General features: G+C 69.2%; 12 protein-coding genes. 3 read left to right on the top strand and 9 right to left on the bottom strand.

The features are described 5' to 3' along the window. Positions 1–191: 191 nt before the first annotated feature. Positions 192–1,658, top strand: a complete 1,467-nt coding sequence (locus A176_RS19440; RefSeq protein WP_002639731.1) for an ATPase domain-containing protein — start codon at positions 192–194, stop codon at positions 1,656–1,658. Then, entirely contained in the window at positions 1,655–2,752 is a 1,098-nt protein-coding gene (locus A176_RS19435; protein ID WP_002639732.1) for an ATP-binding response regulator, read from the top strand. The genes A176_RS19440 and A176_RS19435 overlap by 4 nt, the downstream gene beginning before the upstream one ends. On the opposite strand, the gene A176_RS19430 is transcribed toward A176_RS19435, so the two are convergent. The 7 genes from A176_RS19430 to A176_RS19400 form a co-directional block, all read right to left on the bottom strand. Beyond that, positions 2,749–3,894, bottom strand: a complete 1,146-nt coding sequence (locus tag A176_RS19430) for a cysteine desulfurase family protein (protein WP_002639733.1) — start codon at positions 3,892–3,894, stop codon at positions 2,749–2,751. The genes A176_RS19435 and A176_RS19430 overlap by 4 nt on opposite strands. After that, a complete protein-coding gene (locus tag A176_RS19425; RefSeq protein WP_002639734.1) occupies positions 3,891–5,012 on the bottom strand; it encodes a DHH family phosphoesterase in 1,122 nt (373 codons plus the stop codon). The genes A176_RS19430 and A176_RS19425 overlap by 4 nt, the downstream gene beginning before the upstream one ends. A gap of 228 nt (positions 5,013–5,240) precedes the next feature. After that, positions 5,241–6,083, bottom strand: coding sequence for a Fic family protein (locus A176_RS19420; protein WP_002639735.1), 843 nt, complete (start codon positions 6,081–6,083; stop codon positions 5,241–5,243). Positions 6,084–6,199: 116 nt separating this feature from the next. Continuing rightward, positions 6,200–7,540 carry an AAA family ATPase gene (locus tag A176_RS19415; RefSeq protein ID WP_002639736.1) on the bottom strand — a complete coding sequence of 447 codons (1,341 nt, stop codon included), beginning with the start codon at positions 7,538–7,540 and terminating at the stop codon, positions 6,200–6,202. A 138-nt stretch (positions 7,541–7,678) separates the two neighbouring features. Beyond that, positions 7,679–8,626, bottom strand: a complete 948-nt coding sequence (locus tag A176_RS19410; RefSeq protein WP_044891055.1) for a branched-chain amino acid transaminase — start codon at positions 8,624–8,626, stop codon at positions 7,679–7,681. Positions 8,627–8,728: 102 nt separating this feature from the next. After that, on the bottom strand, positions 8,729–10,144 hold the full coding sequence (locus A176_RS19405; RefSeq protein WP_002639738.1) for a patatin-like phospholipase family protein: 1,416 nt from the start codon (positions 10,142–10,144) through the stop codon (positions 8,729–8,731). Positions 10,145–10,160: 16 nt separating this feature from the next. Continuing rightward, positions 10,161–11,099 carry an AAA family ATPase gene (locus A176_RS19400; RefSeq protein WP_002639739.1) on the bottom strand — a complete coding sequence of 313 codons (939 nt, stop codon included), beginning with the start codon at positions 11,097–11,099 and terminating at the stop codon, positions 10,161–10,163. A 189-nt stretch (positions 11,100–11,288) separates the two neighbouring features. Between A176_RS19400 and A176_RS19395 the strand changes: the two genes are divergently transcribed. Beyond that, entirely contained in the window at positions 11,289–11,510 is a 222-nt protein-coding gene (locus A176_RS19395) for a hypothetical protein (protein WP_002639740.1), read from the top strand. A gap of 170 nt (positions 11,511–11,680) precedes the next feature. On the opposite strand, the gene A176_RS19390 is transcribed toward A176_RS19395, so the two are convergent. Together A176_RS19390 and A176_RS19385 are read right to left on the bottom strand one after the other, a co-directional pair. Then, on the bottom strand, positions 11,681–16,246 hold the full coding sequence (locus tag A176_RS19390) for a response regulator (protein ID WP_002639741.1): 4,566 nt from the start codon (positions 16,244–16,246) through the stop codon (positions 11,681–11,683). Positions 16,247–16,345: 99 nt separating this feature from the next. Then, positions 16,346–19,870: a glycosyltransferase family 4 protein gene (locus A176_RS19385; protein WP_476704360.1), complete on the bottom strand. Its 3,525-nt coding sequence runs from the start codon at positions 19,868–19,870 to the stop codon at positions 16,346–16,348. Positions 19,871–19,918 lie beyond the last annotated feature (48 nt).

Below are 19,918 nucleotides of genomic sequence, written 5' to 3'. Positions count from 1 at the left end.
GCCACGCCTGTCGGCCAGCGAGCATTTGCCCCAGGGGGTGGCTCGGATGTCCGGTGCCAACGCTTGGCCTTCGACACTTGGATTGTTAGGTCAAAGAGGAGGAGCGCGCTCGAAGTGTTCCTACGCACGCTCCTTCCGGCGGTCGAGTGGCGCGGGTCCATCCGTTCCTTCCGCCAGAAGATGAATCCTGCATGACTCCCAGGGCGTGGTCGCTCTTCGAAACGGGCATCCCGAGCTTTGACACCTTGCTGGGAGGCGGCATCCCCCGGCGGCAGTCCCTCATCGTCGCCGGCGACCCTGGCAGCGGAAAGACGGTGCTGTGCAGCCAGTTGGCCTTCCTCGCCGCGGCGCGGGGCCTGCCCGTGGTGCTGGCCACCGTCACGTCCGAGCCCCACGACAAGCTCGTGGGCGAGCTGGCGAACTTCGACTTCTTCAAGGAAGAGCTGCTGGGCGAGAAGCTCTTCGTGATGAGCGTCTACTCCTCGCTCAAGCAAGGCGCCCGGGAGACGCGGGACCTCATCGTCCAGACGGTGCGCAGGCGGGGCGCGAAGCTGCTCTTCATCGACGGGCTGCGCGCCATCCGGGACCTGTGGCAGGACGAGGCGCGCCTGCGGGAGTTCCTCTATGAGCTGGGCATTGGCCTGGCCGCGGCGGACTGCATCGGCCTCTTCACCACCGAGTATCCCCTGGAGAAGCTGCTGACGCTCCCCGAAGCCACCACGGTGGATGGCATCGTCTCGCTGTCCGCGTCGAAGCAGGGCGCCCGCCGCATGCGCCGCGTGGAGGTCGTCAAGCTGCGCGGGCGGCCGCACATCCCGGGAGCGCACCTGATGCGCATCAATGGGGAGGGGGTGTCGTTCATCCCGCGGCTGGAGGCGCTGGAGCCCCCCGGTGTGGATTCCCAGCCACCCTCGGACCGCGCGAGCTTCGGCCTGCCAGAGCTGGACTCGCTGATGTCCGGTGGCCTGCCGCGTACCAGCGCCACGCTGCTCGCGGGCAGCATGGGCATTGGGAAGACGCTGCTGGCCGCGCACTTCGCGGTGGATGGCGCGCGGCGTGGGGAGCCCGCCCTCTTCGTCTCCTTCCATGACTCCGTCGCGTCGCTCGCGGCCCGGGCGCGGCGAATCCAACTGGACGTGGAGCGCTTCGTGGAGGAGGGCACCGTCACCTACCTCTACATCCCGCCCGTGGAGCAGGAGGCAGACCTGGTGATGGACCGCGTCCTTCAGGAGGTCCTTCGCCGGGGGGTGAAGCGGCTGGTGCTCGATGGGCTCACGATGCTTGAACAGTCCATCGTTGAGCCGGAGCGCAGGCCGCTCTTCCTGGCCGCGCTCGCGGAAAGACTGCGCCGGTTGGGGGTGACGACGCTCTACACGCGGGAGGTCTCCAAGATTGCTGGCACGGAGCTCGACTTCAGTGACGCGCCGGTGGCCACCCTGGGAGAGAACCTGCTCCTGCTCCGCTACGTGGAGTTGCGTGGGCGCATCCACCGCATCCTGTCCGTGCTCAAGATGCGTGACAGCGCGTACGACAATGACCTGCGTGAGTTCCAGATCGCGGATGCGGGTGTGAAGGTCTTGGCGACGCTGCGCTCCGCGGAGGGGCTGCTGACAGGGCAGGCGCGGCCGCTCGGGACGAGCATCGGGGCTTCGGAATGACCCGCATCCTCATCGCGGAGGACGAAGAGGCGCTGCTCGAGGTCTTCGCCGAGGTGGTGGAGTCGCTCGGCTACCGCGCCATCCGTGCCCACAATGGGGACCAGGCCTTGATGCTGGCGCGGGCGGAGACGCCCGACCTGGTGGTCAGTGACCACATGATGCCGCGCAGGACGGGCATGGAGTTGCTGCGCGCCATGCGGGCCGACCCCGCCCTGCTCGCGGTTCCCTTTTTGTTGCTGAGCGCGGCGCGGCCGACGGGCCGGGAAGAGGCGGACCTGTTCCTGGCCAAGCCGGTGGACCTGGCCGCCTTCGAGGAAGCCATCATCAGCACCCTGCGCGCGCGCCCCCCCATGGCGGCGCCCGTCGTCGTCGAAATGAAGCCCGCGGGCACCGCGCCGAAGACGCCCGCCCTGGCCCGAGAAGAGGTGCTCACCTGGGTGGCCCATGAGCTGAAGACGCCGCTCGCCTCGGCGCGGCTCAATGCCCAGATGCTGCTGCGCAAGGTGGAGAAGCGGGGCGCGGACGACGAAGTCCGTTCGTCCGAGGCTGTCCTGCGTCAGTTGGACCGGATGAACCACCTCATCACGTCCATCCTGGACGCCTCACGCCTGTCGGAAGGCAAGGTGGAGCTGCGGCCCATCCGGGAAGACCTCGCCCACTTCCTCCAGGACCTCATCCAGGAGTGGCGCGAGCTGGAGCCGGGGATGGAGTTCCTGCTGGTGGGCGCGGCGGAGCCCGTGCTGCTGCCCTTCGATTCGGAGCGGGTGCGGCAGGTGCTCAACAACCTGCTGTCCAACGCGGTGAAGTATGGCGCCGCGGGGCGGCGGGTGGAGATAGGGCTCTCCCTGCACCCAGGGCTGGCCGACATCCACGTCCGGGATTGGGGCGCCGGCATTCCCGCCGGCGTGCTGCCCACCGTCTTCGACCGCTTCCGCAGGGCGGACGACGACCCGGCGCAAGGCCACGGCCTGGGGCTCTACATCGCCTCGTCACTGGCGAAGCTGCACGGGGGCTCGTTGTCGGCGAAGTCGGTGATGGGGCAGGGCTCGACCTTCCACTTCCGCCTGCCCCTGGGCCATCGCTCGGTGTTCTAGCCCGCCAGCGCGCGGACCCCGGGCACGTGCTGGCGAAGCGCGCTCACCACGCGCGCCACGTCCGCTTCCGTCGTGGCCGGGCCCAGGCTGAAGCGAAGGCTGCCACGGGCCTGCGCGGGCGACAGGCCCATGGCGCGGAGCACGTGCGACGGCGTCAGGGTTCCGGACGCACACGCGGCGCCGGAAGACACGCAGATGCCGTCCAAATCCAACGCGATGAGCAGGGCCTCGCCCTCGACGTCGTCGAAGCGCAGGTTGCTCGTGTTGGGCACGCGCGGCGCGTCGCCGCCATTCACGTGCACGCCGGGAAGGGCGCCCAAGACCTCGCGCTCGAAGGCGTCCCGCAGCGCGCCCACGCGCGCGGACGTCTCCGGCAACTCCGCCACCGCCAGCTCCAGGGCCAGGGCCAGCGCCTCCGCGTAGGGCACGTTCTGCGTGCCGCCCCGGCGCCCACCTTCCTGGTGTCCCGGCGTCAGTGCGCGCACGTCCACGCCCTTGCGCACCATCAGCACGCCCACGCCCGGGGGCCCGCCGAACTTGTGCGCGGACAGGGACAGCAAATCGGCGTCCACCTCGCGCGACGTCATGGGCACCTTGCCCGCCGCCTGCACCGCGTCCGTGTGGAACAAGATGCCGCGCTCCCGGCACGCGCGCGCGACCTCCCGCGCGGGCTGCAGGACGCCCGTCTCGTTGTTGGCCCACTGCAGGGAGCACAGCGCGGTGTCCGGCGTCAGCGCCGCCAGGACGTCCGACTCGCGCACGCGGCCGTCCGCGCCCGGTGTGAGTCGGACGACGTGCGCGCCCGCGTGTTCCAACTGCGCCACCGTGGCCATCAGGGCGGGGTGCTCGATGGCGGACGTGACGATGCGCCGCCGCTCCGGATGGGGCCGCTCCTGCCACGCCCCCACGAGCGCGAGCGCGTTCGCCTCGCTCCCCGAGCCCGTGAAGCTGACCTCCTTGGGCTCGCAGCCGAGCACGCGGGCCACCTTCGCCCGCGCCGCGTCCAGCCGCGCCCGGGCCGCGCGGCCCTCCTGGTGCACGCTGGAGGCGTTGCCGAAGCCGCCCTGGGAGAAGGCCCGCGCCAACAGCGAGGCCACCTCCGGACGCACCGGCGCCGTCGCGTTGTAGTCCCAGTACGTCACGAGTCCTGCGCGTACAGCAGCGACACGGGCCGCTCGTCCGCGACGCCGAAGGCCTCGAGGAACTTGGACACCAGCTCGCGCTTCAGGGCCTTGCGCTGCGCCAGCTTGCCCGACAGCGGCAGCCGCGCGCCGGCCATGCTGCCGTGGCCACCGGACGAGCCCCCGTAGTCCTCGCAGATTTCGCGGATGAGGCGCCCCGCGTTCATCCGCCGGTCCTTCACGCGCAAGCTGAGGAACAACTGGTTGCGGTAGGTGCCGAAGGCCAGCGACCACTTCATGCCTTCGAGGAACATCAACCGCTCGGCCACCTCCGCCACCATGTCCGGGGAGTAGACCTCCTCCAGGTCGGTGACGATGGCCGTCCCGTACACCTTCGCCCGCTCATAGGCCGTGTGGTAGAGCTGGAAGTACCGCGCGGGCAGCTCGGGGTGCTCAATCTGCGCCAGCAGCGTCTTGTCCATCCGTGGGAACAGCCACAGGTAGCTGTCCACGTCGACGGGCGTCGTCTCCCGGCCCAAGTCCCGCGTGTCCGCCTTGATGCCGTAGAAGAGCGCGGTGGCCACCTCCACGGACGGTTCCATCCGCGCGGCGCGCAGGTACTCCACCAGCATGGTGGACGTGGCGCCAAAGTCTCCGCCCACGTCCGCGAAGGGGGCCTCCAGGCTCTCCTGGCGCAGGGGGTGGTGGTCCACCACCAGGTGCGCTTCCAGCTTCGCGGGCAGCGAGTGGTTGCCCACCTTCGGCTGCGTGTCCACGAGACCGAAGAGGTCGTACTCGTCGAAGTCGATCTCCGACACGTGGGAGATGGGCAGGCGCAGCACGCGCACGAAGGCGATGTTCTCCGCGCGCCCGATGATGCCGCCGTAGCCCACCCGCGCCTTCAGGCCCGCCTTGCGCTCCAGCAGGTGGGCAAGCGCCACCGCCGCCGCCAACGAGTCCGGGTCCGGGTTGTCGTGCGTGAGGATGAGGGCCTTCTCGTGGCCGCGCGCCACCTGCAGCAGCCGCTCCAGCTTGTCACGCGCCGGAAGGTGGGCCAGTCGCTCTGGCGGAGGCTCCGTCAGCTCGCCTCCCGAGTTTCCGGTTCCGCGGCGGCTGTTGAAGGACTGTGTCACGGGCATGGGTATTCTTCTTACTTCCTCCCGTCCTGGGATTCGAGAATCCGGGGTCTGTTGCCAACACACCAATGGTGTCGACGGACCCCGAATCCTTCACGAGGGACGGGAGGACCGTGAGCCTGCGCGCTCCCTCGTCGGGCCAGCGCGGGCTCACCTGGATGGGCGGGGCATCCCCCGGATGGGGCCTCCGCACGACCCCGGATGGGGGCCGTGCGCGGGCCCGCGCGCGGGTCAGCCGTTCAGCGCCTTGTACTTGCGGCTCAGGTCACGGAAGTACTTCACGCCGTTGTCGAGCGAGTTCTCCATCGCGTCCATCAGCACCGAGCGGAACGCGGACGACGGAGCCCGGAAGGACTCGTAGTAGCGCTGCCGGTCGATGGAGTGGATGACGGCGGGCATGTAGCCGTTGCGCAGCAGGATGAGGTTGCTGCACATGCGCCCCACCTTCCCGCTGTGCTCGGTGAAGGGGAAGACCTGCACGAACTTGTGCTGGACCGTGGCCGCCTGCTTGATGGGGTGGAACTCGCGGAACTCGGCGCTGCCCGTGTAGTCCACGAGCTTCTCCAGCTCGCCCTGGATCTTCGCGGGCTGGGCGATGTCGTGGAAGTACGTGCGGTGCAGCGGCATGTCCTTGCGCAGCCCGGACCTGTCGCGCTCCTTGGCCAGCTCCTTCTCGGTGCGCTCTCGCCGCTCCATGCGCGCGCGCTCCGTCTGGGCCTCGGGCGTGTTGCCCAGGAACAGGTCGTGCATCCGCTTGATGGTGGTCAGCGTGATTTGCGCCTGCTTCCTGGCGCCCGCCGCCTCCTCGCGGATGAAGTCGCAGACGGCCTTGTGGTTCCGGATCTCGAGCACGACCGGAATCATCGAGGCTTCCGCGCTGGTGCGATGCGGGAAGAGCGCCGCCATCAGCTCCTGATGGGTGTAGACGACTCCTTCCAGCGCGGCGTCGTGGTAGATCCACGACATCTCGAGCTTGTCGACAAACTCGCGCGCGTCCGGCTTGTCCTTGTAGATGTCGAGGTACCCGCGCAGCGCCTCGTTCTTCTCGTCGATGTCCTGGTAGCGTTCCTTCACGGACTACGGCTCCTTCTCGCTACGGGTCCGCCGCGGGCGGTACTCGAAGCATGCGGCCGAGCGGTACAACGGCGCGTGGATTCTAGAAATTCCGCGCGGTTGTAACAACGAAATCATCACAGATTGACAAGGAACACCTCGCACGCCTGGTCGAGGAGGTCTTTTGAGAGTGCCGGCGGTATCTGCCGGTAGCGTGCCGCGTCCCGGATGAGGCTCACCAGGTCCCGAGGATGGCACGAGCGGAGCTCCATGCTCCGGGGTTTGTAGTAGTGCTCGATGAGGTACGTCACGGCCTGGTCAACATACGGGATTCCCGCTGCCTCGCAGACGCGACTGAAGATTTCCCGGTAAGCCTCTTCATCGGGATTTCCGACCTCGATTTTGTACTTGATGCGGCGCAGGAAGGCCTCGTCCACCAGCTCCTTGGGGTCCAGGTTGGTGGAGAAGACGAGGAGCTGGTCGAAGGGGATTTCGAACTTCTTGCCCGTGTGGAGGGTGAGGAAGTCCACCCGCTTCTCCAGGGGGACAATCCAGCGGTTGAGCAGGTCGGTGGGGTGGACCTTCTGGCGGCCGAAGTCGTCGATGAGGAGCATGCCGCCGTTGGCCTTCACCTGGAACGGCGCTTCGTAGAAGCGGGTGCTCTCCGAATAGATGAGGTCCAGCATGGCCAGCGTCAGCTCGCCGCCCACGACGACGGAGGGCCGGCGGCAGAGCATCCACCGGTTGTCCATCTCGAAGGTCTGCCGGCGGCCCGAGGAGTCCCGGCCGACCTCCAGCGACACCTGCGTGTGGATGAGCCGGTCGTAGACCTGGATGATCTGATTGCCAATCTCCAGGCAGTGGGGGACGTACACCTCGCCGCCGAACATGTTCGACACGGCCTCGGCGAGGCTCGTCTTGCCGTTGCCCGGCGAGCCGTAGAGGAACAGCGAGCGCCCGGAGTTCACCGCGGGGCCCAGCTTGTCCATCAGCTCCGCGGGGACGGTGAGGTGGCTGAGCGCCATCACCAGCTCGTCCTGGCTGACGACGGGCGTCTCCTCCGTCTGGCTGCTGATGATGGCGTTGTACTGCTCGATGGGCACCGGCGCGGGGCCCACGTACGTGTTGCGCGTGAGCGCGTCGCGCGCGTACTCGCGGCCCTTCTCCGACAGGATGAACTCCACCGACGCGCGGCCAAAGCCCTTGCCGCCGCGCAGGTCCACCAGCTTCTCGGTGGCGACGAAGTCCACCACGTGCTCGATGACGCCCGGCCAGGGCAGGCGCATCTCGTCCGCGATGCCCATGCCCGTGCCCGTGCCCGTGTAATAGAGGTACTTCAGGGCGATGTCGGACAGCATGCCCATCTTGAGCCCCGTGTCCTCCACGGACTTCGGCTCCGACGGAGCGATGTCGAGGATGGATGGGTTCTCGAGCTTGAACGGATTGTCGTCGTAGGCGTAGCCAGCGGGAGGAGCCATCGAGCCCCGTTCTAGCCCATTCAGCGCGGGCCCGTTCACGAGACGTGGCGTCATTCCAGGGGCGGCCCGAGGGGCGGGCGGGAGACCGCCGGCGCCCGGCGCCCCCTCCTTCGACGCGAAAGAGGGGGCGGGGGTGGCTCAGACGTACGTGAGCCAGTGCGCGTACTTCGGCTCTTCGCCGCGCACGATGCGGAAGTACATGTCCTGCACGTACCGGGTGACGGGGCCGGGCTTGCCGTCCGCCACCTGACGGTTGTCCACCTCGCGCACGGGCGTGATTTCCGCCGCCGTGCCGCAGAAGAAGATCTCGTTGGTGATGTAGAGCGCGTCGCGGGTGAAGGTGACCTCCTCCACCGTGCGGCCGCTGTCGCGGAGGATGTGCAGCACCGTGTCGCGGGTGATGCCATCCAGGATGGGGCAGGACAGCGGGGGCGTCTTGATGATGCCCTTCTTGTTCACCTGGAAGATGTTCTCGCCGGACGCCTCGGCCACGAAGCCGCTGATGTCCAGGAGGATGGCCTCGTCGTAGCCCGCCATCACCGCCTCGCGCTTGGCGAGGATGGAGTTGACGTACTGGCCGGTGATCTTGCCGCGCACCATGTTCACGTTCACGTGCATGCGCGTGTACGAGCTCACCTTGGCGCGGATGCCCTCCTTCATGCCCTTGTCACCCAGGTACGCGCCCCAATCCCAGGCCGTCACGGCCGTGCGGGTGGGGTTCACCGCGCCCAGGCCCATGGCGCCATCGCCCATGAAGGCCACGGGCCGCAGGTAGGCGCCGTTGGCGAACAGGTCCTTCTGGGCGCGCAGCAGATTCACGCACGCGTCGAAGAGCTCGTCCTCGGTGTACGGAATCTTCAGCATGATGATGTGCGCCGAGTCGAGCAGCCGGCGGATGTGCTCACGCAGCCGGAAGACGGCGAGCCGTCCATCATGCGTCTTGTACGCGCGGATGCCCTCGAAGACGCCCAGGCCGTAGTGCAAGGCGTGCGTCATCAGATGCACGTGGCCCTCGTCCCACTTCATCAGTCGGCCGTCGAGCCAGATTTGCTCGGCGCGCACTCCACTACTCGAGGTCGAGCTCATTCGATGTTCCTTCGCCTGGATGTTTGAGGTGTGGGACCGCCCGGGCCTTCTAGCCAGCCACCGCTATGAGGTCAAAGCGAGTTTGTCGTTCCGGCCACCGGGTTACAGGACCGGTGGCAGGGGGGCGAGCATCCGGCGGAGGAACGGGATGTCCTCCGCCAGTGCCTTTCGCCCGAAGTGTAGCGCCTTCGAGGCCAATTCCACTGAGGGGACGACCTCGATGGGCGACAGTGTTCGGGGGAAGCGTTTGACGTGGTGCGTATAGGGCAGATTGGGCGCCACCGTCATCGCGGCCAACCGCTGGAGGGGCAGCCAGAAGGGCGTTGTAAAGCGGGGCGCGAAGCCGTCCAGCGCGAGGATGAAGGCGTTGCGCGTGCCGATGCGTCCCCGGGCCACTGCCTTCCAGGCCGCCTTCGCGGGCAGGTTGTCCACCAGGCCTCCGTCGATGAAGCGGGCCACGCCGTGTTGGCCCATCAATCCTTCCACCAACGTGTGCATCGCCGGGTCCTCGCGCAGCACGTCGTAGTGGATGACGCCGGGGAGCGCGGAGGAGAAGCCCGCGGCGTCGAGCGCGTCGAAGTCGCCGGTGGTCTCGTCGGCGCCCAGGTAGAGGCGGGCGGTGATTTCGGGACGGGTGAAGAGCTCCGCCATGGCGCCCATGGCGGCCTGGATGCGCAGGGCGACACCGGCGGGGTTGAGCAGACCCAGTGGGCTGGTTCCCAACAGGCGCTCGTAATACTCCAGCGGCCTGGGCAGCATGCCGCGGCGGATGCCGCCCACCGCGATGAGCGTGGGCACCGGCAAATCCTTCAACCGCATGCCGCTGCTCTCCGGCCCCGCGCCGAAGAACCGGCCCAGCCCCGCGCGGAGGAAGAGCCGCAGCGCCGCGGGCAGGCCGTAGCGGCTCTCCGTGGAGATGAAGCGGAAGAGCTTCCGGAAGGAGAGGCCCCGGACGATGTTGATCATGTCCGTGGGGTCGAAGCGCGGCAGCCGCGAGCGCATGATGGCGAGGATGGCGCCCATGGACGTGCCGGCCAGCAGGCGCGGCTCCAGCCCGTGCTCGTCGAGCAGGCTCATCACACCCAGGTACACGTAGGCCGTCCCGCCGCCGCCGCCGGTGACGAGCACCAATTCCTTCTGACGGATTTCCCGGTCCAGCGCTTCCACCGGAACGCGCCCGCGCAGGCGCTGCGCCACCGCGTCGCGCGCCTTCGCCGCGTGTTGGCGCAGATCCTTCACGTGCGGCATCAGCCGGTCGCGCGTGGGCGGGTACGGCCCCAGGAGAACGGGGCGCAAACGGCGCTCCACTTCTTCGCGGAAAGGCGTGAGCAGCGCGCCCACGCCCACGTCCAGCGCGCCGTGCCGCACCTTGTAGAGCCGCGCCAGGGACAGCGCGGTGCGCAGGATGGCTTCCTCCCGCGGGTCGAGCAGCGCGGTGCGGGCCATGGCCGCGCGCACGAGGACGAGCTCCATCTCCTCGAGCGGGCGGGTGATTTGGAAGCGTTCCTTCAGCAGCACGCGGTTATGGGGCCCGTCAGGCCTGGGCGATTTGCGAGAGGTTGGACTTCGCCTTCTCGATATCGCCTTCGTATTTGAGGACGAGGTTGAGCGTGGAGGCCACCACGTCCGCGGTGAGCTGGTCGGCGTTCAGCAGGGCCAGGCTCTGGGCCCAGTCCAGCGTCTCGCTGATGGAAGGTGCCTTCTTCAAGTCCAAGGTGCGGATGGCGGCGACGGCCTCCACCACCTGCTCGGCCAGGACCTGGGGGACTTGGGGGAGCCGCGAGCGGACGATGCGCAGCTCGCGCTCGCGGTCCGGGAAGTCGATGTGCAGGTGCAGGCAGCGGCGCTTGAGCGCGTCGGACAGCTCGCGCGCGGCGTTGGAGGTGAGCAGCACGCGGGGGATGTGCTTCGCGCGGAAGGTGCCCAGCTCGGGGATGGTGACGGCGTTGTCGGACAGCACCTCCAGCAGGAAGGCCTCGAACTCCGGGTCCGCCTTGTCGATTTCGTCCACCAGCAGCAGGGCGGGGCGCTCCGAAAGCTGGGCGCGCAGCACGGGGCGGGGCAGGAGGAAGCGCTCGGAGAAGAACACCGCGTCGCTGGAGGCCAGCCGGTCCGCCGCCTCCGCCAACGTGGTGGTGCCCTGCACCATGTCCCCAATCTTGTCCTTGAGGAGCTGGGTGTAGAGCAACTGCTTGGCGTACTCCCACTCATAGAGGGCCTTCGCCTCGTCGAGCCCCTCGTAACACTGGAGCCGGATGAACTCGCGGCCCAGCGCCTGGGCCAGCGCCTTGGCCAGCTCCGTCTTGCCGACGCCGGCGGGGCCTTCCACCAGGATGGGTTTGTTCATCCGGTCCGCCAGGAAGGCCGCCGTGGCGATTTCCGGCGAGGACAGGTAGCCCACCTGTTCCAGGCGCTGCTCCGCGTCCTCCACGCTGGTGAAGGCGTGGCTCTCAACCGTCGAAGGGGTGCTCACGCGGTGAACTTAACCGAGGGCCTCCAAGCCACTGCGGCAAAAATGCCAGGGTTCCGGCACCAGCACCGCGGCCCGTCCGCCTCGTTGCCCGCCAACCCTGCGGAAATGCAGTGGGAAATTTTCTGCGCACCGTGGGCACACGCCGTGCATCTCTTCGCCGTAACTCAAGACTCAGTGAGGTCAGCGGTCATGGTGTGGGCGTGGTTGCGGATGGTGATGATGGTGGCGGTCATCCTGCTCCCCGGCGGGTTCCCGCTGCTCCTGGCCTATGTCTCTTTTCGGACGTTCCGAAGCAGTTGGCGCAGGGCCCAGGCGGAGGCCGAGAGTGGAGGCCGTGGGGTCTCCTTCCGCGACGTCGTCTCCACGCTCCATTTCAAGGAGCTGGTCCGCGAGGCCCGCGCCGCCCTGTGAGCCCGGCGAACACCGCCGGATGTTGGATGCGCAACGACCCGCCGAAGGCCTGAACCGCATGCCCTGCTAGGGCACGGATGTCAGGGGCCCTCGAGCGGGTCGCGTGCTTTTTGAGGCGGGTGCCCGCCGGGATTCCGGCGGGGTGCCGGAATCCCAGAAGACAGCGTGGGCTACTTGTCCAGCTCGTCGACCAGGGCCGTCCAGTCGTCGTCTTCCTTCACGGTGGGCAACTGGATGAGCAGTGTCCGGTCCGTCGCCTCGGAGTCCTCGCCCAGCGGGGGCGAGGGCTGCGCGGGCGCAGGGGCCGCGGCCTTCTTCGCGGCGGGGGCGGCGGCCTTGGCAGCGGGCTTCTTCGCCGGAGCCTGGGCCGCGGGCGGGATGACCTGGTTGAGCTGCGGCTTCGTGGCCAGCTCGTCCTCCTCGGAGGGGGCGGGCTTGGCCGCCGCGGCCTTCGCGGCGGGCGCGGTGGCGGACTTGCTCTTGTAGCGGGCCAGCTCCAGCTCGGCGACCTTGAGGGCCTTGCTCTTCTCCTGCACGGACTGCTGCAGGCGGGCGACCTCCTGGGCCTTGATGGCGTCGCGGCGCTCCAGCTCCGCCTTCTGCTTGGCGGTGAGCTCCTCCTGCTCCCGCAGGTGCCGCGCCTCCAGGTCCTTGCGCTCCTTCTGCGCGGTGGCCAGCCGGGTGACGGCTTCGTGGGCCTTGCCCTCGGCGGCGGTCACCTTGGCGTTGAGCTCCTTCTCCGCGCGGCCCTTGGCGCCCTGCGCGTTCTCCAGCGCCAGCTCCAGGTCCTGAATCTTCTTCGCCCGCGTGGTGAGCTGGCCCTGCAGGTCCTTCGCCTTGGCGTCGGCGTCGGCCGCGAGGTTCTGGGTGTCCTGCATGAGCTGCGCGATGCGCTGCTCGGCCTTGGCCAGCTTCGCGGCCAGTTCGTCCGTCGCCTTCTTGGCGTCGGCGCGCTCCTGGGCCGTCTGCTGCGCCTGCTGCTGGGCCTTGGCCTCCGCCTGCTGGAGCTGCCCGGCGAGCCCGTCCCGCTCGGTGGTGAGCTTCTGCTGCGCGGTGCCCGCGGCGCGGAGCTGTTCCTCGCGTCCGGCCAGCGCCTTGCGGCCCTGGTCCAACTGCTCGTTGAGCCCGGCGATCTGCTGGCCCAGTCCCTCGGCCTGCTTCTGGGCCTCGTTGGCCTGCGCCTGGAGCTTGGCGTCCATCGCCTTGAGCTGCTCGGTGCGGGTGGCCACCTCGCGGTTGAGCACCTCGGCCTGACGCATCTTCTCCTGCGTCACGTGGGTGAGCTTGCGGAGCGTGTCCGACAGCTCGGTGCCCTTCTGCGTCAGGTCGTTCTGGAGCAGCTCCTCGCGGCGCTGCGACTCCACGGTGAGCGTGTGCAGCCGCTCCTCCAGGCTCGCCCGGGCATTCTCCGTCTGGGCCAGCGTGGCGGTGAGCTGCGTCACCTCGGCGACGCGCGTCCCCAGCTCGTGCTTGGTGACGGTGAGGTGCTCGCCCAGGTCCTCTTCGTGGGCGTACGCCTCGGCGAGCTGACCTTCCAGCGCGGCCTGGGCGCTGGCGGCGGCCCGCTGGCTCTCCTGATGCGCGTGCTGTTCACGCGCCAGGGCGTCACGGGTGGCGGTGAGCTGGCCCTGCGTCTGGTCCAACGTCGCGCTGGTGGCCTCCAGCTCGGAGCGCAGACCGTCGCGCTCGCTGGTGAGGTCGCCGATGTGCGCGCTCGTCTCGGCCGCAAGCTTCTCGTGGGCGGCCCGCTCGGCCTCGTAGTTCCCCTGCGTCTCGGACAGCTCGCTGCGGAGCTGGCCAATCTGGCCGGTGAGGTCCTGCTCCAGCGCGTCCTTGGCCGCGCCCAGGTCCGCCAGCTCCACGATGCGCTGGTCGCGCTCGTGGGTCGTCTGCGCCAGCGCGCCCTCGGTGTCCGCGAGGCGGGCCTGCGTGTCCGCCAGCGTCTGGCTGGTGGCCTCCAGCTCGCCGCGCGTCTCCGCCAGGGTGCCCTCGGTGCTGGCGAGGGTGTTTTGCGTGTCGGCGAGCTGCTGCTCGGTCTGCGCGAGCGTCTGGCTGGTGGCGTCCAGTTCGCCGCGCGTCTGCGCGAGCGCGTCCTCGGTCTGGGCCAGGGTCTGCTGGGTCTGCGCCAGCGTCTGGCTGGTGGCGTCGAGTTCGCCGCGCGTCTGCGCGAGCGTGTCCTCGGTCTGCGCCAGCGTCTGCTGCGTCTGGGCCAGCGTCTGGCTGGTGGCGTCGAGCTCGCCGCGCGTCTCCGCCAGCGTGCCTTCGGTGCTGGCGAGCGTGTTCTGCGTGTCGGCGAGCTGCTGCTCGGTCTGCGCGAGCGTCTGGCTGGTGGCGTCCAGCTCGCCGCGCGTCTGCGCGAGCGCGTCCTCGGTCTGGGCCAGGGTCTGCTGCGTCTGCGTCAGCGTCTGGCTGGTGGCGTCCAGTTCGCCGCGCGTCTGCGCCAGCGTGTCCTCGGTCTGGGCCAGGGTCTGCTGCGTCTGCGCGAGCGTCTGGCTGGTGGCGTCGAGTTCGCCGCGCGTCTCCGCCAGCGTGCCCTCGGTCTGGGCCAGGGTCTGCTGCGTCTGCGCGAGCGTCTGGCTGGTGGCCTCCAGCTCGCCGCGTGTCTCCGCCAGTGTGCCTTCGGTGCTGGCGAGGGTGTTCTGCGTGTCGGCGAGCTGCTGCTCCGTCTGGCCCAGCGTCTGCTGCGTCTGCGCGAGCGTCTGGCTGGTGGCCTCCAGGTCACCGCTCAGCTCGGAGATGCGCTGGTCGCGCGCGGCCACATCCCCCTGGAGGGATTCGATGGTGGCATCGCGCTGGGAGATGGTGTCCTCCAGCATCGCGACGCGCGCGGAGAGCTGCTCGCCGGTCCGCTGCGAATCGTCGAGCTGCCGCTGCGTCTCCTCCAACTGGGAGGTGAGCGCCTGAATCTGACCGGTGAGGTCCGCCTCCATCTCGGCCTTGGCGGAGCGCAGCTCCTCCAACTGGCGGGAGAGGTCCGCTTCCAGCGCGTCCTTCGCCTGGTTGAGGGAGTGGAGCCGGTCGTTGAGGTCCGTCTCCAGCTCGTCCTTGGCCTGGCCCAGCGCCTGGAGCTCCGCGGTCAGTTCGTTCTCGCGGTCCTCCAGGTGCGTCTTGACGGCCTCGACCTCGCCCTCGAGTTCACCGATGCGCTCCAGTTGCTGCTGGATGTTGGCGTTGAGCTCCGCCTCGGTGTGCTCGTTCCGGGCGATGGTCTCCGCCAGCTCGCGGTCCAGCGTCGCGAGCTTCGCGTCGCGGTCCTCGATGCGCTGGGTGAGCTCGGCCTCCTGGGCATCCTTGTCCAGGCGGAGCTGGTCGCGCTCGCTCGTGGTCCGCGCGAGGTCGGTCTCCAGGTCGGAGATCTGCTGGCTGAGCTTCGCGTCCAGCGCGTCGCGCTCGGCGTTCAGCCGGTGGATTTCCGCGTCGGCCTGGGCGCCATGCTGCTCGGCGCGGGTGGCACGGGCCTCCAGGCCGCGCACGGTGCTGTCGCGCTCCTGCTCCGTCTGCTGCAGGCGCTCCTGCAGCGCCTGGATTTCACCGTCCAGCTCGGCGAAGCGCTGGTCGCGCTCGCTGACGGTGCGGCTGAGCTCGGCTTCGAAGTCATCGCCGCGCTTCGTCAGCCGGGCGATTTCGCCTTCGTTCGCGAGGAGGGTGTCCTGGAGCTTCTGCTCCTTGACCTCGAACTCGAGCGTGACGACGCCGAGGTGCTTCTCCAGCTTGTCGTACTCGTTGCGGCCGTGCTCCAGCTCACCGGCGCGGCGGGACAGCTCCTCCTCGGCGCGAGAGACTTCGCGGCGCAGGAGGTTGATGTCCTTCTCCTTGGAGGCGACGACCTCGATGAGGTCCTTCTCCGCGGAGAACTTCTGGAGGAGCAGGTCATCGACGGTGGCGCCGTGCTCGCGCTCCTTCTGGATGGTGGCCTGCTGGGCCTCGTTGAAGCGGCGGAGCAGGTCGTCCACCTGCATCTTCAGGCCCTGGAGCTCCACGTCCTTCTCGTGGAGCCGGTCCTCGCCGGAGAGCAGCTCGCGCTCGCGCACGCTCCAGATTTCGGAGAGGCGGGCGAGCTGGGCCTCGCGCGTCTTCAGCTCGTCGCGGAGGATTTGAATCTTGCCTTCGGGCGTGCCCATCAGCTCGCGCCGCGGCGGCGGGCGCTTGAGCTGGCGGGAGTCGGCGAGCAGCTCCGCCTTGCGGTCCGCGATGGACTGGAAGGCGCGGTCGAGGAACGCGCGGTCCTCTTCCGTCATGGCGCTGCGGCGCTCGCGCTTGGGCAGCTTCGGCGGGCCACCCGCGGGGCCCTTGGCCGAGGAGGGCATGGGCGGCGGCGCTTCACGCGGCGTCGAATCCTCCAATCCGGCGGCGTCCTCCATTCCAGGAGGAACGATGCCGCGGCTCAAGGTGGCGAGGTCGTCCGGGCCGAACGGGAAGGCGAGATAGCCGTCCGCCGCCTGCGGCGTCTGACGATGCTGTGCCAGTCCATCCACGCCGCTGGTGGAGGAAATGAGCAGCACCTTGAGGTTCTGACCCCACTTGCCCTTCTTGATGTTGCCGCAGAGGACGAAGCCGGACTGATCACTCAATTCCGCGCGGAGGACGACCAGATCTGGCCGCCGCTTCTCCAGCTCACGCTGCGCGTCAGCCGACGTCTCCGCCAGGGTGGTCTGGTAACCCGCGCCCTTGAGCACGGAGGCCATGCTGAGCGCCAAATCATGCTCGCTCTCAACGATGAGGACCCGACGCTCCATGAAGCCCTTTGTCCCGGAAAAAGTGCTGTGAAAACCGGAACATCCTATCGGGCGGGCGCGACCCTTGGAAAGTTTCCAGGATCAGCTCGGTTGGCTGCCTCACGAGCTTTTGTCGCGGGAGATACCTTCCGGACGGCCCGAGGGCGCCGGGTGCGCGGGGTTCGTGGTGTCGTCCCGGCCGGGGAACGTCGTGGGCGGAGTATGCCGGTCGAAGCGGATTCCGTCGGGGGGACAGTACCCGTGCGCGAGCTGGGCGAACCACGGGTTCAGCGCCGAGGGCACGGGCTCCGGTGCGGGGCCCTCATCGGGGTCCGGGGCCGCTTCGGCCTCGGCTTCCTCGATGGCGTCGTCCGCGTCGATGAGCTGCGCTGCATTGGTGGCGGAAATCTCCGCTTCCTCCACCTCGTCGCTGCTGATTTCGTCGGGCTCGTCGGGCTGGGGCCGCGCGCGGGATGGGTTGTCGGTGTCCGCGTCGTCGATGGCCTCGGCTTCGTCCTCGGAGATTTCCTCGGGCTCGTCGTGGTGGCCGCCGGCGATCGGCGCGGACATCTTCAGCGACGGAGACTCCACCGGCGCGAGACGGGGCGGTCCGTCCACGGACTGGAGCCTGGGCGGACGCTGCCGGGGGACCGGAGGCGGAGTGGCCGCGCGAGGCGGAAGCGCTGGCGGCCGGTCCGCTTCGGAGGATGCGGCGCCCGGACGGAGTGTCGGGGGCGGGCGCTCCGGTGACGCGGTGGGCGTACCTCCCCGGATGGGCGGCAGGCGGTCCGCCTCCGAGGCTCCCGGGCTGGGCTTTAGCACGGGCGGAGGCCGTTCGAGGTCGGAGCCCGTCGTGGTCCGCGGCTGGTGAGGCAGCGACGCGATGCGGCCCACGGGCGTCTCCATCCGGGAGGTGATGCTCCGGCTGGCGAGCGGCGATGGGGCGGGGACGATGGGCGTGGGGGTGGGGAACTCCTCGGGGCGGCTGGTGGCGCCGCGGCTGTGGGAGGAGCGCGTGGGGAGGAGCTCACGCAGCAGCTCCGTGGGCACGCGGATGATGGGGGTCGGGGCCGGGGGCTCGTCCCGTTCAGTTTCGAACGGAGTCCGCGCCACGGGCGTGTGCGTGGGCGGTTCGTAGCGGTCGCCGTGCACGGGATTCCGGACGACGGGCGTCGGCGTGGGCGCCTCGGGCGATTCGTCGTCCACCGCGCGCGCCTTGACGATGGGCGTGTACGGAGAGTGGGCGTCGTCGTCGCCAGGCGATGACGTGCTGCGGCCGAGCGGGGAAGGGGCCTTGACGACCGGCGTGGCCGCCGCGGCGTCAGTCGTCTCCGACGCCAATGATGCAGGCGCCTTGACGACGGGCGTCGCCGAGGACGCGTCGCTTGAGTCGTCCGCGCTCCGATTCAGAGATGCGGGGGCTTTGACGACAGGCGTCGCAGACGACGTGTCGTTGGCGTCCGATGCGCTCCGATTCAGGGACGCAGGCGCCTTGACGACAGGCGTCGCGGACGACGTGTCATGGGAGTCCGATGCGCCGCGACCCAGGGACGCAGGTGCTTTGACGACAGGCGTCGCCGAGGACGTGTCACTGGAGTCCTCCGCGCTCCGATTCAGGGACGCGGGGGCTTTGACGACGGGCGTCGCCGAGGACATGTCGCTGGCGTCCGATGTACTCCGGCCCAACGGCGCGGGCGCCTTGACGACAGGCGTCGCGGAAGACGCGTCATTCCCATCCGGGGTGGACGCAGAGGGGCTCCGTCCCGGAGGCGGAGGCACCTTGACGACAGGTGTCGACGCCGATGCTCCACCCTCATCCGCGCCCGACGCCGAGGGGCCGCGTCCCAGAAGCGGCGGGAACCTGTTGCTGGGCGTCGTCGCCGACACTTCGTCCGTGTCGAGACTCGTCGCCGATATGCCTCGTTCCGAGAGCGGCGGCACCCGGCTGTTGGGCATCGTCGATGACACTTCATCCGTGTCGGAGCTCGACGCCGACGCGCTTCGCCCCGGCGGGGGCGGGACCTTCACCACGGGCGTCGGTGGCGGCGGCTCCTCGTCGGGCTCGATCTCCGTCGCATGGACGATGGGAAGCGACTCTTCGGAGTCCTCGTCGTCGGCCGCGTCCTGCTCATGCGCCTGCGCGGTCTCCGCCGCAGCGTCCTTCCGTTCCGCCGCTTCGCTCTCCCGACCTGAGCCGCTCGCGGCCGGCGCCTCCCGCAGGGGCGCGCCCATCACCACGGGAGGCTCGATGGGATTCGTCTCCAACTCCGTCTTGATGAGCCGGGTGTCGAGCCCCTCATCGAGCACCTCGCCCCTGACGAGCGGCAGGTCCTCCTTCACCGAGGGCTTCGCCGGAGCCACGTCCTTCTTCGCGTCCGGTCCCTTCGCCTTCGCGACAGGGGACACGGTGGGGGCGGGCTCGGGAGGCAGCAACGCCGCCAGCCGGTTCGTGGGCGTCCCCGTGACCGTGGTCGGCGCGGGGAGGTCGTCCTCGCTCGTGGTGGAGACCGGCTCCGACCGCTTCTCCAGCAGCGAGTCGTACAGGTCCAGCAGCTTCCCGCGGATGAGTCCCGCGTCGAGCGCCTCCTCCGCGTGCGCCCGTCCCGCGCGGCCCAGGGACAGCCTTCGTGGAACATTGCGTGCCAGCTCGACGATGCGGTCGGCCAGCGCCTGGCTGTTGCCGGGTGGGAAGAACAGCGCGGCGCTTTCGGGGACCAGCTCGCGCGTCACCGGCAGGTCCGCGGCGATGACGGGCCGGCCAGCGGCCAGGTACTCCGACACCTTCGCCAGCGGGCCACCCTGCACGCGATTGCGCTCCACATCATCCATGGGGAGCACGCCCACGTCCGCGAGCGCGAGCACCTTGGCCAGGTCGTCATGGTGCACGGGCGGCTGGAACTCCACCCGGTCTCCCAGGCCCAGCTCCTTCACCAGGTCATCCAGATGCGGCTGCCAGTCCGGGTGCTTCGCGCCCACCACGGTGAGGCGCACCTCTTCCTGCCGAGCCGCCAGCGCCACCGCGCGCAGCAGCGTGGACAGGCCCTGCCATCCCACCTGGCTGCCCAGGTACATCATCCGCAGGGGCTTGCCGTCGGGCACGCCCAGCACGTCGGGCGTATACGGGCCGAGGTCCACCGGTGCGGGGAGCACCCGGACCTGGTCCTCGCTGGCGCCGAGCGACTGGATGTACCCACGCGTCGTCTCCGAGCCGGTGACGACGAGGTCCGCGTTCATCAGGCAGAACAGCTCCTGCCGGCGGACCTTGGACAGGAAGCGCCGGTCCCCCTCCGTCTGGGGGTGGGTGTAGCGCAGCTCCTGCGAAGGGAATGTCTGCGCCTCATAGATGAGGCGATACCCGTAGTCCCCCTTCAGCTCGCACAAGGCGTATCCGCCGAAGGGGTCCGTGAAGTGGGCGAGCGCGTAGTCCTCGCTCTCGAGTTGCCGGCGCACGGCCCGTTCGAAGGCCTGGATGCGGGATGCCAGGTCCCCCGAGCCTACCGGGACGCGCAGCAGTCGAGCGCCCTGGTACTTCTCGATGTGGGAGTGGTCCGGCGTCTTCGCCGACAGCACCACCACGGAGAAGCGATCCGGCAACGCCTTCAAGTATTCGGTCACACGTCGGGACGAACCCGACGGACCGGGGATGACGTCGAAACTGCACAGGAGCAGTCTGGGCAGGTCGCTCAAGCGTGG

The sequence above is a fragment of the Myxococcus hansupus genome (assembly GCF_000280925.3).
GTDB lineage: Bacteria > Myxococcota > Myxococcia > Myxococcales > Myxococcaceae > Myxococcus > Myxococcus hansupus.
This window is presented reverse-complemented; position numbering and strand designations above follow the sequence as displayed.

Coding starts and splice junctions, on each gene's coding strand:
- A176_RS19440 (WP_002639731.1), top strand. CDS start 192: ATGACTCCCAGGGCGTGGTCGCTCTTCGAAACGGGCATCCCGAGCTTT.
- A176_RS19435 (WP_002639732.1), top strand. CDS start 1,655: ATGACCCGCATCCTCATCGCGGAGGACGAAGAGGCGCTGCTCGAGGTC.
- A176_RS19425 (WP_002639734.1), bottom strand. CDS start 5,012: ATGCCCGTGACACAGTCCTTCAACAGCCGCCGCGGAACCGGAAACTCG.
- A176_RS19415 (WP_002639736.1), bottom strand. CDS start 7,540: ATGGCTCCTCCCGCTGGCTACGCCTACGACGACAATCCGTTCAAGCTC.
- A176_RS19410 (WP_044891055.1), bottom strand. CDS start 8,626: ATGAGCTCGACCTCGAGTAGTGGAGTGCGCGCCGAGCAAATCTGGCTC.
- A176_RS19395 (WP_002639740.1), top strand. CDS start 11,289: ATGGTGTGGGCGTGGTTGCGGATGGTGATGATGGTGGCGGTCATCCTG.
- A176_RS19390 (WP_002639741.1), bottom strand. CDS start 16,246: ATGGAGCGTCGGGTCCTCATCGTTGAGAGCGAGCATGATTTGGCGCTC.